Below are 16619 nucleotides of genomic sequence, written 5' to 3' on the forward strand. Positions count from 1 at the left end.
TGACAGTGCGTTTATAGCTAATAATTCCTTAATGCTCTCCGGCTAGTTTTAGCCTTGTTTCTTTCTGATATAGCGGTTCATGAGTCCTTTTAGCCTTTCAAAAAAGCCTAATCTGCCTGCTTTCTTGCGGGCTGGCTTTGCTGCGACTGCGCTTTTGGCCGGTGCCTCACAGGTTTACGCGCAACAGGCTATTCAGCAGCAGCGCGATCAGGCAGCAAGCGAATATGAGCAGCTCAGCACCGAATTGTCAGTGACGGGTGACAAGCTCAAACAGCTTGAAGGCGAGGTGGCAAACCTCAAAAAAGATCAGACGACGATTACAGCTGCACTTATTCAGTCTGCAAAGACGGATAAGAAATTGCAGCAGGATATTTCCGATAGTGCCGATAAGCTTGAATCTCTGCGCGAGCAGGAAGACGGCATCCGCACCTCCTTACGTGCACGTCGCAGTGTGCTGGCAGAAGTTTTGGCTGCATTGCAGCGTATGGGGTTGAATCCGCCACCTGCGATCCTTGTGCGCCCAGACGATGCGCTCGCATCGGTGCGTAGTGCTGTGTTGCTAGGGGCTGTTGTGCCGGAAATGCGCGGTCAGGTCGAAGAACTAACGGGTGATCTTGATGATATGCAGCGGGTCACCGCATCAATAGCGCAGGAGCAGGAGAGGCTCAAAGAAACGCGCACGCAACAGGCGGAAGAGCAAAAGCGTCAATCACTTCTTCTTGAAGAAAAGAAAAAGTTGCAGTCGCAATCTGAGCAGGAAATTGAAGCCCAGCGCAAACGTTCTGAAGAGCTTGCAGATCGTGCGGGCAGCCTGAAAGAGCTGATTGACGGGCTTGATAAGCAAATGGCGGGCGTGCGCGATGCCGCTGATGCAGCGCGCAAGGCCGAAGCCGAACGCCTTGCAAAAGCGCAGGAAAAGGCCGGAGAATCAACACCTGACGAGAACCGCCTTCATGCGCAGATTGATTTTGCATCGTTACAGGGAAGGCTGGTACTGCCTGCCGCCGGAAAGACGATCCGTCATTTTGCGGAGAAGGATGGTGTCGGTGGCAACATGATGGGGCAGGTGGTTGAAACCTTGCCTGCTGCCACGATTACGTCACCTTCCGATGGCGTTGTGTTATATGCAGGAACATTCAGATCTTATGGACAGCTCTTGATCCTCGATGCTGGCAATGGATATCATATTGTCATGGCTGGCATGGGTCGAATCGACGTTGCTCAGGGTCAGTTCGTTTTGGCGGGTGAGCCTGTGGGCGCGATGGGAGAAAAACTTCTCGCAAGTGTTGCACCAATTGAGGTGGGCAATGGCGCTCCATTGCTCTACATTGAGTTTCGAAAAGATGGAAAACCCGTAGATCCGGCCCCATGGTGGTCCGAGCGGCTTTCTGGAAGGACACAAAATGATACGTAAACTGTCGCTGCTGTTCGCCGGAGCCCTGTTGGGCGCGTCAGCCATGGTGATGGTTCAGGGCGCGCCTGCTTCCACTGCGTTTGCAGCAGCGGGAAAAGACAGCGATGTCTATAAGGACCTGGCTCTTTTCGGTGATATTTTTGAGCGCGTGCGCCAGCAATATGTGACGCCGCCCGATGATAAGAAGCTGACGGAAAGCGCGATCAACGGCATGTTGACTTCGCTTGATCCGCACTCGTCTTACCTCAATCCGGAAGCAGCGCAAGACATGCGCGTGCAGACCAAGGGTGAGTTTGGCGGTCTTGGTATTGAAGTCACAATGGACAACGACCTTGTGAAGGTCATTGCCCCGATCGATGACACGCCTGCTTCGAAAGCTGGTGTGCTCGCAGGCGATCTGATCAGCAAGATCGATGGCACGGAAGTGCGTGGTCTGAGCCTCAGCGACGCAGTTGAAAAGATGCGCGGTGAAGTTGGTTCGCCGATTGAACTCACCCTTATTCGCGAGGGCGCGGAAAAGCCGATCACGCTCAAGATTGATCGCGCTGTGATCAAGGTGAAGGCTGTTCGCTCGCGTGTTGAAAATGATGTCGGCTATCTGCGTGTGATTTCCTTCACGGAGCAGACATCGGATGATCTACGTAAGGCGATCAAGGATATTCAGGAAAAGCTTCCGGGCGATAAGCTCAAGGGTTACGTGCTCGACCTTCGGCTTAATCCGGGTGGTCTGCTTGATCAGGCGGTCGCTGTTTCAGACACTTTCCTCGACAAGGGTGAAATTGTTTCGACGCGTGGTCGCGATCCACAGGATGTAACGCGCTTTGATGCACGCAAGGGCGATCTTGTTGATGGCAAGCCAGTGATCGTGCTGATCAATGGTGGCTCGGCCAGTGCTTCGGAAATCGTTGCCGGTGCTTTGCAGGATCATCGCCGTGCAACGGTGCTTGGCACGCAGTCCTTCGGCAAGGGCTCGGTTCAGACGATTATCCCGCTTGGCGAAAATGGATCGTTGCGTCTGACGACCGCGCTCTATTACACACCATCTGGCAAGTCGATTCAGGGTAAGGGCATCACGCCGGACATCAAGGTTGATCAGCCCCTGCCGCCAGAAATGCTCGGTCAGGACGTTGTGCGTGGTGAGTCCGAGCTTAAGGGTCACATCAAGGGCAATGCTGAAGACGATCAGGGATCGGGATCGGCAGCTTATGTGCCGCTCGAAGCCAAGGATGACGTGCAGCTCAATGAAGCATTGAAGCTCCTGCGTGGTGAAGTCGCCAATGCATCATTCCCACCAGACCCTAAGAAGGCCGTGTTGAACTAACTGGTTTTCGATATGATTGTTATAAACGCGGGAGTTCAGGCTTCCGCGTTTTCTTTTTGTCGCACGTCAATAATATTGAAACACTATAATCAGGCGCATAAGACTTATTCAAACACCCGCATACGGAGATACCATGTCGAAGCATAAAGGCCTTGTCGATCCTGAAAGCCTACCCTATCGCCCCTGCGTTGGGTTGATGGTGCTCAATAAGGCTGGCCTCGTCTGGGCGGGTCGCCGCATCGTCATTCCGGGTGATGAAATGGACGGCGCAACACAGCTTTGGCAGATGCCGCAGGGCGGTATCGACAAGGGCGAAGATCCGGCAGTCGCATCATTGCGCGAGCTTTATGAAGAAACCGGCATGAAGTCGGTCACTTTGCTTGAAGAAGCACCAAACTGGATCAATTACGATTTGCCGCCGCATCTTGTTGGTCAGGCGCTTAAGGGCAAATATCGTGGCCAAACACAAAAGTGGTTTGCCTACCGCTTTGAAGGTGATGAGAGCGAAATCGCGATCAACCCGCCGCCCGGTGGACACACGGCAGAGTTTGAGGAATGGGCATGGAAGCCGATGCAGGAATTGCCTGAGCTGATCGTGCCTTTCAAGCGCAAGGTCTATGAAGAGGCCGTCAGCGCTTTCCGGCATCTCGCACCATAATTCATAAGCCCTCTTGTGTGCTAAGCCGACTCATTGTCAACTTGGTCATGATGCGTCGTGGACGCCTTTTGAGTGGGAGAAATGCTTATGGATGGTATGAGTCTTCTTGTATTTCTGTTTGTGGGTCTGATTGCTGGCTGGTTGGCTGGCAAAGTCGTGCAGGGCGGTGGCTTTGGCCTCATCGGTAACATCATCGTTGGTGTGATTGGTGCCTTCTTTGCAGGTTGGCTGTTACCGCGTCTCGGCTTTTCGGTTGGTGGCGGTGTGATCGCTTCCATCATCAATGCGTTTATTGGTGCAGCAATCCTTTTGATTATTCTGCGGATCGTCAAACGCGTCTGACGAAATTTTTGCCCGGTTGTCACAATCGGGCGACTTTCTTTCAAAGCTTGGAAAAATGACACCGAATTCAAAGCTGTCGCTCGGTTTGGCTTTAACGGCTGCCGCTGGTTTTGTTGATGGAATAGCCTTTCTGGAATTGGGCGGCTTTTTTGCCTCGTTTATGAGTGGCAACACGACACAGCTTGGTCTCGCCATCGCTAGACAGCCCGATATTATGGGGCGTGTCATCGTCTGGCTTCCGGTCGCGCTGATTGGTTTGTTCTTTGCAGGAGCCTTTCTTGGCACACTTGCCGTTCGTGCTTATGGCCGAAATGGTAGCATTGCAGTAATGGCGATTGTGGCGCTGATACTTGTTCTCGTCTGTATCTTGCGCCGCTTTGGGCTGGAGTTGATCCATCCGGTGTTGATGCTTGCTGCCGCTATGGGCGCGCAAAATGCCGCCGTGCAGCCGATTGGTTCGGCGCGCTTGGGCGTTACTTACGTAACGGGCACACTGTTTAATTCAGCAGCCGACCTTGCGGGATATATGCGCGGAGAGGTTCCGCGCTGGCGCTGGTTGCAACATTTTTCCGTCTGGCTGTCGCTAATGATCGGGGCGGTTTGTGGCGGTTTAGGGCATTATTTTATCGGACTGGATGCGCTCTATATTCCGGTCATTATGATCGCTGCCGTTATGGCGATTTATTGGCGTCTTGGTTAGCTAAACAGCGACTTTTCGCTCTCAACCAGCTCTGAAATTAGCGCCGAAACTGCCGTGACACGCCGCAACGTGCGTGCGGATTCATGATAAGTCAGCCAGTAAGCGCGCCGGATCGTGCGATCTGGGAACAGCGGTATAAGATCGGGATCAGCCCTCGCAATAAACGCGTGAAGGATGCCGATACCAGCACCTGCTCGAACCGCTTCCACCTGGCCAAGTGCACTGGAAACTTCAAAATCCGGCTTCCAGTCGCGGCTTATTTCGGGCGCATAGGCCAGTGATGGATTGACGACAAGATCTTCGACATAGCCAATCAGCCTGTGATTGCTCAGCTCTTCGGTGCTTTGCGGTGTGCCGTGTTCTTCAAGATAGCTGCGATGCGCGTATAGGCCGAGCGTATAGTCCACCAGCCTGCGTGCGATCAGCCGTCCTTGTTCCGGGCGTTCGACGGTAATCGCAATATCAGCCTCGCGTCGTGACAGCGAAAACGAGCGCGGCACGGGAACCAGCTGAATAGTCAGGTCAGGATATTGCTGTGTGAGCCGTGCCAGTCGCGGAGCGAGAAAATTCACGCCAAAGCCATCGGGTGCTCCAATACGCACCGTTCCGGAAACTGCAACATCGGCATTGCCGATATGTGAACGTGCGGAGAGCATTTCCGCTTCCATGCGTTCTGCTGCCAGCAGAAATTCTTCGCCCGCATGGGTGAGTGTCGACCCATTTGTGCGGCGCGTCAAAAGCGTGGTCGACAGAGCCGCTTCAAGCGCTGTCAGACGGCGCGCAACGGTTGTGTGGTTAATGCCAAGTCGCTTTGCTGCTCCGAGAATCTGACCCGAACGTGCAACAGCCAGAAATATCCGAATATCATCCCAGTTCATGGCATTCTCTGCGTGAGCGTGATCTTTACAAAATCGTACTATAAAAAATGCACAACGGATACGCTTTTCAGCGACTTGCAATCATGAATTTGCAGAGTCAAGATGCACCTCGAGAAGGGTGGCTCGTATGTCGCCTTATGGAACACAACAGCTGGGAGGCATTTCGATGCGCACTGTAGGACATTTCATCGGCGGCAAGCATGTTGCTGGAAAAAGCGGACGCACCACAGATATTTATCAGCCGCTTGACGGTTCGGTGCAGGGCACAGTTGCCCTGGCAACCAAGGATGAAGTGCGTGCGGCAGTCGAAAACGCCAAAGCTGCCCAGCCTGCTTGGGCTGCTACAAACCCGCAGCGTCGCGTGCGTATTCTGCGCAAGTTCCTTGAATTGGTTGAAGCCGAATATGACAGCCTTGCAGAACTGCTTGCCCGCGAACATGGCAAGACGATTGCTGACGCCAAGGGCGACATTCAGCGTGGTCTTGAAGTTGTGGAAGTCTGCCTCGGCTCGGCGCATATGCTCAAGGGTGAGTTCACCGACAATGCCGGTACAGGTATCGACACCTATTCGATGCGTCAGGCGCTTGGCGTTGTTGCTGGCATCACGCCGTTCAACTTCCCAGCGATGATCCCGCTTTGGAAAGCCGGTCCGGCGATTGCTTGCGGTAACGCCTTTATTCTCAAGCCTTCAGAGCGCGATCCGGGCGTACCGATGCGCCTTGCTGAATTGTTCATGGAAGCTGGTCTTCCCGCTGGCATTTTCAACGTCGTCAATGGTGACAAGGATGCGGTCGACGCGCTGCTCGACGATCCGGACGTACAGGCCATTGGCTTCGTTGGCTCGACGCCAATCGCGCAGTATATTTATGGTCGTGGTTGCTCGAACGGTAAGCGCGTTCAGTGCTTCGGTGGTGCCAAGAACCACATGCTGATCATGCCGGATGCCGATATGGATCAAACCGTTGATGCATTGATCGGTGCTGGCTACGGTTCGGCTGGCGAACGCTGCATGGCGATTTCGGTTGCTGTCCCTGTTGGTGAAGACACCGCAAACCGTTTGATGGAAAAGCTCATTCCACGCGTTGAAGCGCTGAAAATTGGCACCTCGACTGATAATTCTGCTGATTACGGCCCGCTGGTCTCAAAAGCAGCGCTTGATCGTGTGCGTGGCTATGTTGACCTTGGTGTTGAAGAAGGCGCGAAGCTCGTTGTCGATGGCCGTGGCTTCAAGATGCAGGGCTATGAAGACGGCTTCTACATGGGTGGCTGCCTGTTCGATAACGTCACATCCGACATGCGCATCTATAAGGAAGAAATCTTCGGTCCCGTTCTCTCGGTAGTTCGCGCCAAGACTTACGAAGAAGCGCTCGCTCTGCCGAACGAACATGAATACGGCAATGGCGTTGCGATCTTCACCCGTGATGGCGATGCAGCGCGCGATTTCGCAAGCCGCGTTCAGGTTGGCATGGTTGGTATCAATGTGCCGATCCCAGTTCCAATTGCTTACTACACCTTTGGTGGCTGGAAAGCTTCGGGCTTTGGCGATCTCAACCAGCACGGTCCGGATGCATTCCGCTTCTACACAAAGACCAAGACTGTCACCTCGCGTTGGCCGTCAGGCGTTAAAGATGGCGCGGAGTTCGTCATCCCAACGATGGGCTAACGCCAGACGTTTTTCATGTTGTGCGTCCTCGCTCTGCTGCGGGCGCACGGCATGGCGTTAAGGATGGCGCAGAGTTCGTTATCCCGACGATGGACTAACGAGTTAGTCTTTCTCCAAGTGAGAGACCTCGCTCATGGTGCCCCCGCCATGGGCGAGTTTTTCTTTATCGATCTTTGCAATGAATCAGGTGCACTTTTCCTGAACGCGCACTAGATTACGTCTTATCGAGAATATCAGGAGACGGATTTATGAGCGGAAAAATCAATCAGCGGATCGTCCTTGCATCGCGCCCGGATGGAAAGCCAAGTGCCGACAATTTCCGTCTTGATGAAGCCGCAATTCCTGAGCCGGGTGAAGGCGAGGTTCTGCTCAAAATCCGCTATCTGTCGCTGGATCCCTATATGCGCGGGCGCATGAGTGCAGCCAAATCCTATGCTGCTCCGGTTGAGATCGGTGCTCCAATGGAGGGTGGCACGGTCGGCGAAGTTGTAAAAAGCAACAGCGCGGGATTTCTTCCCGGCGATTTTGTTCTCTCGCATTCGGGCTGGCAGAGCTATGCGGTTGCCGATGCATCAACATTGCGCAAACTCGACCCGAAGCAAGCGCCGGTCACAACGGCGCTTGGTGTGATGGGGATGCCGGGATTTACCGCTTATTCTGGCTTGTTGACCATTGGTCAGCCCAAAGAGGGTGAAACTGTTGTTGTTGCGGCAGCAACCGGACCCGTTGGCTCCGCTGTCGGTCAGATCGCCAAGCTTAAAGGCGCGCGTGCCGTCGGCATTGCTGGTGGGCCTGACAAATGCAAAGCACTGATTGATGAATTTGGCTTTGATGAAGCACTTGATCATCGCTCCGATAATTTCGCTCAGGAACTGGCGTTGGCTTGTCCGAAGGGCATTGATGTTTATTTCGAGAATGTTGGCGGCAAGGTTTTTGATGCAGTTCTGCCGCTTCTCAATCCGTTTGCACGTATTCCGGTTTGCGGTCTGATTGCGCAATATAATCAGAAGGGCGCGTTTGACGGACCTGACCGCATGCCGCTGCTGATGCGCGATATCCTGACCAAAAGCCTGACTATTCGCGGTTTCATCCAGCGTGATTTTGCTGATCAGCGTCCAGCTTTTTATCATGATATGGCGAAGTGGATTGCTGATGGTCAAGTTCGCTATCGCGAAGACATTGTCGAGGGGCTTGAAAATGCCCCAAAGGCTTTCATTTCGATGCTAGAAGGCGGTAATTTCGGTAAGCTCATCGTGAAACTGACATAAGCAGACAATATTCTGCTTGCAGAACTGCCTTCCGGGCATGATGCTATATCGTCTCATCCGGGGCACGAGTCTTTCTTGAAGGCAGGCAGTACATGGGAGAACGCCATCAGGCGGGCATAGGCGAGGGCGGAAATCCGGGACGCGAGCGTCAGGATGAAGCTGAGCGTATTCTTGAGAGGCTTGCGCGTGAGCAAACAGGCCCGCAAGCCATTGTTCGGCGCGGGCTTTCTCGTACAAGCAAACATCTTTCTGCCGTCGATGCTCCTGAAAACGACCCTATCGAACTTTGGGCCACGCGCATCGGGCGGTGGCTTGGTCTCATCATCACGCTGGCGATTATCGTTTGGCTCATTTCCTATCTCATGCAAAGCCAGGTTTAACATGACGCTTTCTGCGCCTTCGGACGCGACAACCGTTATTGTCATCTCAAGCCATGTCGTGCGCGGTTCCGTTGGAAATCGCGCCGCCGTATTCGCACTCGAAACGCTCGGTTTCCCCGTTTGGGCTGTGCCGACAGTGGTGCTGCCGTGGCATCCAGGCCATGGTCCTGCAGGACGCATCGTGCCGCCTCCACAAGAGTTTGCAACGCTTATGCAGGATCTTGAGCGCGCACCCTGGCTTGGAGAAGTGGGCGCGATCCTGACCGGTTATCTTGGCAATTCGGAACAAGCTCAGGCCGTTGCGGGGCTGGTTAAAAAGGTCAAAGAACGCAATCCCAAAGCGCTTTATCTTTGTGATCCGGTGATTGGCGATCAGAAGGGGCTTTATGTACCGGAAGCGACAGCAATCGATATTCGTGACCATCTGATGCCGCTTGCGGATATTGCAACGCCCAATCGTTTTGAGCTTTCTTGGCTGACAGGTGTTGAGCTGGAAGACAACAAGGCATTGATGGAAGCATCCCTTGATACCGGACCGGCAACGATGCTGGTAACATCGGCGTTTCCGCTGATGACGGGTAGCATCGGTAACATTTTGCTGACGCCGACCTCAGCGCTTATGGCGGAACATCGTTGTGTTGATGGGCCAACCAATGGCCTTGGTGATCTTACCTCTGCGGTGTTTTTGGCACGCAGACTTGCTGGTTTCTCGGAGGAAAAATCACTCCAAAGCACCACGGCAGCCGTATTTGAAATCATGGCGCGTTCAGCAAAGCGCGGAGCTGATGAGCTGATGCTGGAAGCTGATGCATCGAGTTTGGCCACACCAATGGCGATGGTGCAGACGAGGCGGCTGGTTCATCCGACCAAAGGCTTGCGTGCATAGAACTCTCGTAAGCGGCAACGGGTCGCAAGGATTATGGTCCGATGTTTTTTGATTGCTCTGCGTTTTCGATAGGGATAATGGAAAGTCATGGCTGATATTCCAGATTCACTCCTCGCCGGTTACCAAACCTTCATGAGCGAGCATTTCGCGTCTGAAACGGCACGTTATAAGGAACTCGCTGAAAAAGGTCAGGCACCAGAAACACTGGTCATTGCCTGCTGCGATTCCCGCGCCGCTCCAGAAACAATTTTCAACTCTGCGCCGGGCGAAATGTTCGTTTTGCGCAATGTTGCCAATCTTATTCCACCTTATGAGCCTGATGGCGAATTCCATGCGGCTTCGGCTGCACTAGAATTTGCCGTGCAGAGCCTCAAGGTAAAGAATATTGTTGTCATGGGCCATGGCCGATGCGGCGGTATCAAGGCAGCGCTTGATACTCAATTTGCACCGCTTTCACCAAGCGATTTCATTGGCAAGTGGATGAGCCTGATTGCACCGGCTGCGGAAACGATCAGCGGTAATGATCTGATGACACCGACAGAACGTCAGACAGCGCTGGAACGCATTTCGATCCGTTATTCGCTCAACAATCTTCGCACATTCCCATGTGTCGATATTCTTGAGAAGAAGGGCAAGCTTACCCTTTATGGCGCATGGTTCGATATTTCGACCGGCGAACTGTGGGTGATGGACCAGCAGACAGGCGATTTTAAGCGGCCTGACGTTGCAGTTGCAAACACTACTGAGCCAACCGCATAAAACAAAAAAGCCCCGAAAATCGGGGCTTTTCTTTATTCTTAATATGGCGAAGCATAATGCTTGCTTCGCCGTATCTATGATTATTCGTCGATTGCTTTGCCCATGACGGCAATAGCGCGCTGGTAAACCTGCGCAGCATTCCAACCCTGGATTGCGCCGTAGTTTGGTTCACCCGGCTGGTAGCCAGCACCGCGTTTCCAGCCGTGGCCGACGAGGAAGTTTGCTGTCGAGTAAAGCGCGTCAGCCTTTGAACGTGCCATGTCGATGTGACCGCTGCCATCACCGTCAACGCCATATTTCAGAACGTTCGCTGGCAGGAACTGGGTCTGGCCAATTTCGCCGTGCATCGCGCCGACAGCATTTGGATCAAGATCTTCATTGTCGATTAGCTTGAGCGCCGAATAAAGCTGGTTGGTGAAGAAATCGCTGCGGCGGCAATCATATGCCAGCGTTGCGACAGCAGAAAGCGTGTGCTGCTTGCCAAGATAAGCACCGAAGCCTGTTTCCATACCCCAGATCGCGATCAGTGGGCCAGCAGGAACGCCATAGCGCTTTTCGATTGCTGCGAAGAGCGCTGCATTCTGCTTCTTGATCGACTTGCCGCGCTGAATGATGGTGTTTGCGCCACGCTTCTGCATGAACTGTTCAAACGTCAGCTTGAAGCTCTTCTGATTGCGGTCGGCATTGATTGTAGCCTGCGCATATTTGGTGTTCTTCAGAGCGTTGATGGCGCGATTGCCAATGCCGCGCGACTGCGCTTCCTTGACTGTCTGCTGGAGCCAGGCATTATAGCCAGCGCCATTGTTGCCACATTGGGCTGCTTCGACGATGCTTGTACCAGCCATCATGCTTACTGCAAGAACTGCTGCTGCCGTCCATGTCCGGCCCTTGGCAAACAATGCCATACGTATCTCCTTTGGAGTTGATTCTACCTCGGCGCGAATTTGCCATTCTTTACACCGAATGTCATGTCGCAATGAGGCTGAAAGCCTTCAAAGCGGCGCTGCGCTTATAGTCCTTGTCTCATGCATTGTTCAAGTTTTGGTAAATCCAATCGCCATAACTGTGTTTTATAGGCAAAGATGACGCGTTCTGGACTCCCGTTTTCGGGCTTTTGCTTGACATTACGGGCTCTCCGCCTTAAAGCCTCAACCAATCTATCCGCGATCTTCAGAACGCGAGCCACCGACCGGGACCCATTTGGTATAAAACGATCCCGGAGGTCCACATCCGACAGCGCGATGCGCCCTCGGGTGATGTATCGCTTTGGTTGGTTCTTGAACTGGTTTGATCAAAGAACGATCTATCCCGGTGAAGCACTGAGCCTCCTCGCGGATTAAAAGGAAATTAGATGTTTGAATCACTTCAGGAGCGTCTTGGCTCCATTCTAAACGGCCTGACCGGACGCGGCGCTCTCTCCGAAAGCGACGTGGCGGCTGCGCTGCGCGAAGTGCGTCGTGCGCTCATTGAAGCCGACGTTTCGCTGGAAGTGGTTCGTTCTTTCACCGACCGTGTTCGTGAGAAGGCTGTCGGCGCTGAAATTCTCAAAAGCATTAAGCCCGGCCAGATGGTCGTTAAGATCGTCCATGACGAACTTATCGAAATGCTCGGTACCGAAGGCGTTACAGTTGATCTGAACGCACCAGCGCCTGTCGTCATTATGATGGTTGGTTTGCAGGGCTCGGGTAAGACAACAACGACGGGCAAGCTTTCCAAGCGCCTGACAGAACGTCAGCGTAAAAAGGTGTTGATGGCGTCGCTTGATACGCGTCGTCCGGCAGCACAGGAACAGCTTCGTCAGCTCGGTATTCAGACTTCTGTCGATACATTGCCGATCATCGCTGGTCAGACGCCAGTTGAAATCGCCAAGCGCGCCGTTCAGGCTGCAAAGCTTGGCGGTCATGATGTGGTGATCCTTGATACCGCTGGTCGTACGCATATCGACGAGCCGCTGATGGTGGAAATGGCGGATATCCGCAAAGCCGCCAATCCGCATGAAATTCTGCTCGTTGCCGACAGTCTGACTGGTCAGGATGCGGTTAATCTCGCGCGCAACTTTGATGAGCGCGTTGGCATTACCGGCATCGTGCTGACCCGTATGGACGGCGATGGACGTGGCGGTGCTGCACTTTCGATGCGCGCAATCACCGGTAAGCCTATCAAGCTGATCGCCACTGGCGAAAAGATGGATGCGCTTGAGGAGTTTTATCCAAAGCGTATTGCTGATCGAATCTTGGGCATGGGCGACATTGTTTCGCTCGTCGAAAAAGCTGCTGAAAACATCGATGCCGAAAAAGCCGCAGCGATGGCTAAGAAGATGCAGTCGGGCAAGTTCGATCTGAATGATCTTGCTGATCAGCTTGGCCAGATGAAGAAGCTCGGCGGTATGGGCAGCATTATGGGTATGATGCCCGGCATGGGTGGCATGAAGGACAAGGCAGCAGCTGCCGGTCTTGATGACAAGGTTTTTGATCGTCAGATTGCCATCATCGGTTCGATGACCAAAGCCGAGCGCGCCAATCCTGATCTGCTCAAGCACAGCCGCAAGCAGCGCATTGCTAAGGGTTCCGGCACCAGTTCTGCCGACATTAACAAGCTTCTCAAGATGCACCGCCAGATGGCCGACATGATGAAAGTCATGGGCAAAGGCAAGGGCGGAATGATGAAGCAGATGATGGGCGGTCTTGCTGGCAAGATGGGCCTTGGCGGTCTTGGTGGTGGCATGGGCGGTATGCCTGATCTGTCCAAGATGGACCCCAAGCAGCTTGAAGCGCTTGCCAAACAGGCGGAAGCTGCTGGTCTGACTAAAGGCGGCGGAATGCCTGGCCTTCCCGGTGGAGGTCTGCCGGGTTTGGGCGGTCCTAAGCTTCCGGGCTTTGGTGGCGGTCTTCCCGGCCTGCCGAAGAAGAAGTGAGTAAGATGGCTGACGAACAGAACACTGTACCCGCTGAACTTCTCTCTTTGCGTGCTTCCATCGATAACATCGATGCGGCACTCATCCATATGCTTGCTGAGCGTTTTCGCTGCACAAAAGCTGTGGGTGTCTTGAAAGCCGAGCGCGGCCTTGCTGCTGCTGACCCGGCCCGTGAGAAGCGTCAGGTTGAGCGTCTGCGCGCGCTGGCTGTTGATGCCCATCTGGATCCAGATTTTGCCGAAAAATTCCTGAATTTCATCGTGAAGGAAGTCATTCGGCACCATGAGCATGCCGCTGCCAATCACAGCGGAAACTAAACAACCGAACTGTTTTAACAAATTGCCCGACAGGGCAGGATAATTGACTAAAGGAAAGAAAAAATGGCTCTTAAGATTCGTCTCGCACGCGCTGGTTCCAAGAAGCGTCCTTACTACCACGTTGTTGTTGCTGACGCTCGCAGCCCACGCGACGGCCGTTTCATCGAAACCGTTGGCGCATGGAACCCAATGCTTGCGAAAGACGCAGAACGCGTAAAGCTCGACGCTGACCGCATTCAGCATTGGATTGCACAGGGCGCACAGCCAACAGATCGCGTTCTTCGCTTCCTCGATCAGGCAGGTATTGCAAAGCGTGAAGAACGCAGCAACCTGACCAAGGGTCTGCCAGGCAAGAAGGCTCAGGAACGTCTTGCTATGGCTAAGCAGGCTGAAGAAGATGCAGCTGCAAAGGCTGCTGCTGAAGCAGAAGCCGCTGCTGCCGCAGCAGCTGCTCCAGCTGAAGAAGCTGCAAGCGAATAATTTTTCGCAACTTGCGAATGGAAAGGCAGCGGAGCAATCCGCTGCCTTTTTTGTTTCTATTCTGCCCTGAAATTAAACGACTGGAAAACGCGCAGTTTTCGTCTATCCTATTGATTTGACGGCTCGCATTTTCGTCAGTGTGCATATGCGAGCATAGAGTTTTACAGCGCTGAAAAAGCGCCCTGTTCAGGAGAATACCATGTCGGCTGTAACGGCTATTCGTGCGTTTTCATTCCGTCGCATTTTCGTTGCCCTGGGTTTGGCTGTTTTGGTGCCGCTGCTTTCGGCGTGCGGTTTCAACACAATTCCAACCAATGATGAGAAGGCGAAAGCCGCATGGAGCGAAGTGCAGAACCAGTATCAGCGCCGCGCTGATCTGGTGCCCAATCTGGTAGAAACCGTGAAGGGCTATGCGGCACACGAAAAGGAAACGCTGGAAGCCGTGATCGAAGCGCGCGCCAAGGCGACGCAAGTGCAGATTACGCCGGAGACATTGAACAATCCTGAACTCTTCAAGCAGTTTCAGGACAATCAGGCAAACCTCACCAGCGCGCTTTCGCGCCTGATGGTGGTGGTGGAGCGTTATCCTGATCTGAAGGCCAATCAGAACTTCCTAGCGCTGCAATCGCAGCTGGAAGGGACGGAAAACCGTATCGCTGTGGCCCGACGCGATTATATTGAAGCGGTCCGCGTCTATAATACATCGATCCGCACTATGCCGACGATGATCTGGACATGGATCTGGTATCGCGATGCTGCACCAATGCAGACATTCAGTGCCGATGCGTCAAGCCAGAGCGCACCACAGGTCAAATTTTAAAAACGGATCGGGCGACCCGTGGCAGCTTTGCTCCCCATGCGTGATGCGGTGGTTCGTGGTCTGAATGGACCACGATTGCTTGCAGCGTTTCTGCTTTTCCTGTTTGCAAGTTTTGTTGCGGTCGGCGCGAATGCGCAGGATGCGGCAAAGCCGACACAGGCACTGACAGGTCGTGTGGTTGATGCGGCCGGGATTATCGATCCGTCGCAGCTACAGCAACTCAAGCAGAAGTTGGCCGATTTTGAAGCAAAGTCGTCCGATCAGGTTGTTGTGGTAACGCTGCCGAGTCTCAATGGCGAAGACATCGAAAGCTATTCAAACCGCCTGTTTCGCGCATGGGCATTGGGGCAAAAGCAGGAGAATAACGGTATCCTGCTTGTGGTGGCTCCTAATGATCGCAAGGTGCGTATCGAGGTCGGATATGGTCTTGAAGGCACGATGACTGACGCGCTGTCGAGCGTTATCATCAATGGCACGATAATTCCGGAGTTCCGCAGCGGTAATTTTTCCGAAGGAATCGTGCAGGGCGTCGATGGCATTTTGTCGGTGTTATCAGGCGATGGCGCGGAACTCGAAGCGCGTGCCAAGCGGAATGTTCAGACCAGTTCTGGTTCCGATGACATCGACTGGATCTTTGTGATCTTCATCATTTTCTGGGCTGTGATCTTCTTTGGCGGCTTTGGCATGGCGATCCTGACACCGATTTTTGGTCAAAAGATCGGACCCGGCAAATATCGCTGGCTCGGTATGGTGATGGATTTCAACTCAAGAGGCGGCTCAGGCGGTGGTCGGTCTTCGGGTGGGGGCTGGTCATCTGGCGGTAGCAGCGGTGGTGGCGGGTTCTCCGGCGGTGGCGGTTCATCAGGTGGCGGCGGTGCCTCAGGAAGCTGGTAGGGAAAAGTTTTATGAGTGATAAAAACCTTATCAGCGAACAGGATCACGAGCGCATTGCAGTGGCTATCCGTGCGGCGGAAGCCAATACGAGTGGTGAAATCTACGCAGTGCTGGCGCGCACCAGTGATGACTATTTCTTTGCAGCGGGTTTTGTTGCGACCTGCGGTATTCTGCTTGCTTCGGTTATCATGGCTTTTCTCGCGCATTGGTATTGGTTTGACATTAGCCTACCAATGTTTGGCCTTGCCATACTTGCGGCGTTTGCCACAGCGATGGCGCTGCTCTGGTTTGTGCCGACAGTGCGGATGCTGCTGGTGCCGCGTCGCATTCGCTACAAGCGCGCACATCTCAATGCTTTGCAGCAGTTTCTGGCGCGCAATGTCCATATCACCGAACATCGCACCGGCATCCTGTTGTTTGTATCGATGGCTGAACATTATGCAGAAGTGATTGCCGATGCGGGTATTCATGCGCGGGTTGAGCAGGACGAATGGAACAGCATCGTTGCCACGCTGACCCATCATGCATCACGCTCGGAAGTGGCCGAAGGCTTTGTGTTGGCGATTGGCCAGGCAGGCGATTTGCTGGAGAAAAATTTCCCGGCAGGCGCGCATAATGTCAATGAATTGGATGACCATCTCATCGAACTTTAAGGGCCGTTAACAGCATCAGATTCGGCCATGATTTGTGGCGAAATTTAGCTTTTGTGACGCTTACGTAAAGAAGCTGTGTCATTTCCGTACAGCCTCAACGGCACATTCTGAAATTTTTCAAAAGCTTTCCGAAGTTTTGTTCCAATTTAAATGGATTAGATGCGAATTTTCTGACTTTCACGGAAATATTTGGTTGTTTTCAACGATTTGTCATCGAAACGAGTGGGCAATCTGCTAGTTTGGCGCGCATTGCCATCATGACAGGAGTATCC

The 16619-nt window shown here is 53.4% G+C and carries 18 protein-coding genes; 16 read left to right on the plus strand and 2 right to left on the minus strand.

Annotated features, from left to right (window positions below):
* Positions 1-79: 79 nt before the first annotated feature.
* The 5 genes from ACOZHT_RS17470 (at position 80) to ACOZHT_RS17490 (ending at position 4435) form a co-directional block, all read left to right on the plus strand.
* A complete protein-coding gene (locus ACOZHT_RS17470; RefSeq protein WP_339514511.1) occupies positions 80-1414 on the plus strand; it encodes a murein hydrolase activator EnvC in 1335 nt (444 codons plus the stop codon).
* The gene (locus ACOZHT_RS17475) at positions 1404-2735 is read left to right on the plus strand and encodes a S41 family peptidase (protein ID WP_339514513.1); all 1332 of its coding nucleotides are present in this window, start codon (positions 1404-1406) and stop codon (positions 2733-2735) included. The genes ACOZHT_RS17470 and ACOZHT_RS17475 overlap by 11 nt, the downstream gene beginning before the upstream one ends.
* A gap of 133 nt (positions 2736-2868) precedes the next feature.
* Positions 2869-3393, plus strand: a complete 525-nt coding sequence (locus tag ACOZHT_RS17480) for an RNA pyrophosphohydrolase (protein ID WP_339514515.1) — start codon at positions 2869-2871, stop codon at positions 3391-3393.
* 87 nt (positions 3394-3480) lie between these two features.
* A complete protein-coding gene (locus tag ACOZHT_RS17485) occupies positions 3481-3735 on the plus strand; it encodes a GlsB/YeaQ/YmgE family stress response membrane protein (protein WP_339514517.1) in 255 nt (84 codons plus the stop codon).
* Between the two features lie 55 nt (positions 3736-3790).
* Positions 3791-4435, plus strand: a complete 645-nt coding sequence (locus tag ACOZHT_RS17490) for a YoaK family protein (protein WP_339514519.1) — start codon at positions 3791-3793, stop codon at positions 4433-4435.
* Here ACOZHT_RS17490 and ACOZHT_RS17495 read toward each other — a convergent pair.
* Positions 4432-5313: a LysR family transcriptional regulator gene (locus ACOZHT_RS17495; protein ID WP_339514521.1), complete on the minus strand. Its 882-nt coding sequence runs from the start codon at positions 5311-5313 to the stop codon at positions 4432-4434. The two genes, ACOZHT_RS17490 and ACOZHT_RS17495, sit on opposite strands and share 4 nt — an antisense overlap.
* A gap of 166 nt (positions 5314-5479) precedes the next feature.
* Here ACOZHT_RS17495 and ACOZHT_RS17500 point away from each other — a divergent pair, with 166 nt between their 5' ends.
* From ACOZHT_RS17500 to ACOZHT_RS17520, 5 genes are all read left to right on the plus strand, one after another.
* A complete protein-coding gene (locus tag ACOZHT_RS17500; protein WP_339514523.1) occupies positions 5480-6976 on the plus strand; it encodes a CoA-acylating methylmalonate-semialdehyde dehydrogenase in 1497 nt (498 codons plus the stop codon).
* 248 nt (positions 6977-7224) lie between these two features.
* Positions 7225-8244 (plus strand): NADP-dependent oxidoreductase, encoded by a 1020-nt coding sequence (locus tag ACOZHT_RS17505; RefSeq protein WP_339514525.1) that lies wholly within the window; start codon positions 7225-7227, stop codon positions 8242-8244.
* Positions 8245-8336: 92 nt separating this feature from the next.
* A complete protein-coding gene (locus tag ACOZHT_RS17510; RefSeq protein ID WP_339514527.1) occupies positions 8337-8624 on the plus strand; it encodes a hypothetical protein in 288 nt (95 codons plus the stop codon).
* A gap of 1 nt (position 8625) precedes the next feature.
* Complete coding sequence (gene pdxY, locus ACOZHT_RS17515) at positions 8626-9510, plus strand: pyridoxal kinase PdxY (protein ID WP_421566177.1); 885 nt, start codon at positions 8626-8628, stop codon at positions 9508-9510.
* Between the two features lie 87 nt (positions 9511-9597).
* Positions 9598-10269: a carbonic anhydrase gene (locus tag ACOZHT_RS17520; protein WP_339514531.1), complete on the plus strand. Its 672-nt coding sequence runs from the start codon at positions 9598-9600 to the stop codon at positions 10267-10269.
* A gap of 80 nt (positions 10270-10349) precedes the next feature.
* On the opposite strand, the gene ACOZHT_RS17525 is transcribed toward ACOZHT_RS17520, so the two are convergent.
* Positions 10350-11174 (minus strand): lytic murein transglycosylase, encoded by an 825-nt coding sequence (locus ACOZHT_RS17525; RefSeq protein WP_339514533.1) that lies wholly within the window; start codon positions 11172-11174, stop codon positions 10350-10352.
* A gap of 446 nt (positions 11175-11620) precedes the next feature.
* Here ACOZHT_RS17525 and ffh point away from each other — a divergent pair, with 446 nt between their 5' ends.
* The 6 genes from ffh to ACOZHT_RS17555 all read left to right on the plus strand — a co-directional run bounded on the left by ffh (position 11621) and on the right by ACOZHT_RS17555 (position 16347).
* A complete protein-coding gene (ffh, locus tag ACOZHT_RS17530; RefSeq protein WP_339514535.1) occupies positions 11621-13183 on the plus strand; it encodes a signal recognition particle protein in 1563 nt (520 codons plus the stop codon).
* 5 nt (positions 13184-13188) lie between these two features.
* Entirely contained in the window at positions 13189-13500 is a 312-nt protein-coding gene (locus tag ACOZHT_RS17535; RefSeq protein WP_036566570.1) for a chorismate mutase, read from the plus strand.
* Positions 13501-13563: 63 nt separating this feature from the next.
* Positions 13564-13980: a 30S ribosomal protein S16 gene (gene rpsP / locus ACOZHT_RS17540; RefSeq protein ID WP_250041261.1), complete on the plus strand. Its 417-nt coding sequence runs from the start codon at positions 13564-13566 to the stop codon at positions 13978-13980.
* Between the two features lie 199 nt (positions 13981-14179).
* Positions 14180-14800 carry a LemA family protein gene (locus ACOZHT_RS17545; RefSeq protein WP_250041259.1) on the plus strand — a complete coding sequence of 207 codons (621 nt, stop codon included), beginning with the start codon at positions 14180-14182 and terminating at the stop codon, positions 14798-14800.
* 36 nt (positions 14801-14836) lie between these two features.
* The gene (locus ACOZHT_RS17550) at positions 14837-15694 is read left to right on the plus strand and encodes a TPM domain-containing protein (RefSeq protein WP_421566194.1); all 858 of its coding nucleotides are present in this window, start codon (positions 14837-14839) and stop codon (positions 15692-15694) included.
* An 11-nt stretch (positions 15695-15705) separates the two neighbouring features.
* Entirely contained in the window at positions 15706-16347 is a 642-nt protein-coding gene (locus ACOZHT_RS17555) for a TPM domain-containing protein (RefSeq protein ID WP_339514542.1), read from the plus strand.
* Positions 16348-16619: the final 272 nt, after the last annotated feature.

Origin of the sequence: Ochrobactrum sp. EDr1-4, from assembly GCF_049199085.1 — a bacterium.
GTDB lineage: Bacteria > Pseudomonadota > Alphaproteobacteria > Rhizobiales > Rhizobiaceae > Brucella.

What these genes read in the sequence shown, in the direction of transcription:
- ACOZHT_RS17510 (WP_339514527.1), top strand. Translation starts at nt 8,337, where the DNA reads ATGGGAGAACGCCATCAGGCGGGCATAGGCGAGGGCGGAAATCCGGGA.
- ACOZHT_RS17485 (WP_339514517.1), top strand. Translation starts at nt 3,481, where the DNA reads ATGGATGGTATGAGTCTTCTTGTATTTCTGTTTGTGGGTCTGATTGCT.
- ACOZHT_RS17505 (WP_339514525.1), top strand. Translation starts at nt 7,225, where the DNA reads ATGAGCGGAAAAATCAATCAGCGGATCGTCCTTGCATCGCGCCCGGAT.
- ACOZHT_RS17550 (WP_421566194.1), top strand. Translation starts at nt 14,837, where the DNA reads ATGCGTGATGCGGTGGTTCGTGGTCTGAATGGACCACGATTGCTTGCA.
- ACOZHT_RS17525 (WP_339514533.1), bottom strand. Translation starts at nt 11,174, where the DNA reads ATGGCATTGTTTGCCAAGGGCCGGACATGGACGGCAGCAGCAGTTCTT.
- rpsP (WP_250041261.1), top strand. Translation starts at nt 13,564, where the DNA reads ATGGCTCTTAAGATTCGTCTCGCACGCGCTGGTTCCAAGAAGCGTCCT.
- ACOZHT_RS17520 (WP_339514531.1), top strand. Translation starts at nt 9,598, where the DNA reads ATGGCTGATATTCCAGATTCACTCCTCGCCGGTTACCAAACCTTCATG.
- ACOZHT_RS17475 (WP_339514513.1), top strand. Translation starts at nt 1,404, where the DNA reads ATGATACGTAAACTGTCGCTGCTGTTCGCCGGAGCCCTGTTGGGCGCG.
- ACOZHT_RS17480 (WP_339514515.1), top strand. Translation starts at nt 2,869, where the DNA reads ATGTCGAAGCATAAAGGCCTTGTCGATCCTGAAAGCCTACCCTATCGC.
- ACOZHT_RS17490 (WP_339514519.1), top strand. Translation starts at nt 3,791, where the DNA reads ATGACACCGAATTCAAAGCTGTCGCTCGGTTTGGCTTTAACGGCTGCC.
- ACOZHT_RS17470 (WP_339514511.1), top strand. Translation starts at nt 80, where the DNA reads ATGAGTCCTTTTAGCCTTTCAAAAAAGCCTAATCTGCCTGCTTTCTTG.
- ACOZHT_RS17555 (WP_339514542.1), top strand. Translation starts at nt 15,706, where the DNA reads ATGAGTGATAAAAACCTTATCAGCGAACAGGATCACGAGCGCATTGCA.
- ACOZHT_RS17545 (WP_250041259.1), top strand. Translation starts at nt 14,180, where the DNA reads ATGTCGGCTGTAACGGCTATTCGTGCGTTTTCATTCCGTCGCATTTTC.
- ACOZHT_RS17500 (WP_339514523.1), top strand. Translation starts at nt 5,480, where the DNA reads ATGCGCACTGTAGGACATTTCATCGGCGGCAAGCATGTTGCTGGAAAA.
- ffh (WP_339514535.1), top strand. Translation starts at nt 11,621, where the DNA reads ATGTTTGAATCACTTCAGGAGCGTCTTGGCTCCATTCTAAACGGCCTG.
- pdxY (WP_421566177.1), top strand. Translation starts at nt 8,626, where the DNA reads ATGACGCTTTCTGCGCCTTCGGACGCGACAACCGTTATTGTCATCTCA.
- ACOZHT_RS17535 (WP_036566570.1), top strand. Translation starts at nt 13,189, where the DNA reads ATGGCTGACGAACAGAACACTGTACCCGCTGAACTTCTCTCTTTGCGT.
- ACOZHT_RS17495 (WP_339514521.1), bottom strand. Translation starts at nt 5,313, where the DNA reads ATGAACTGGGATGATATTCGGATATTTCTGGCTGTTGCACGTTCGGGT.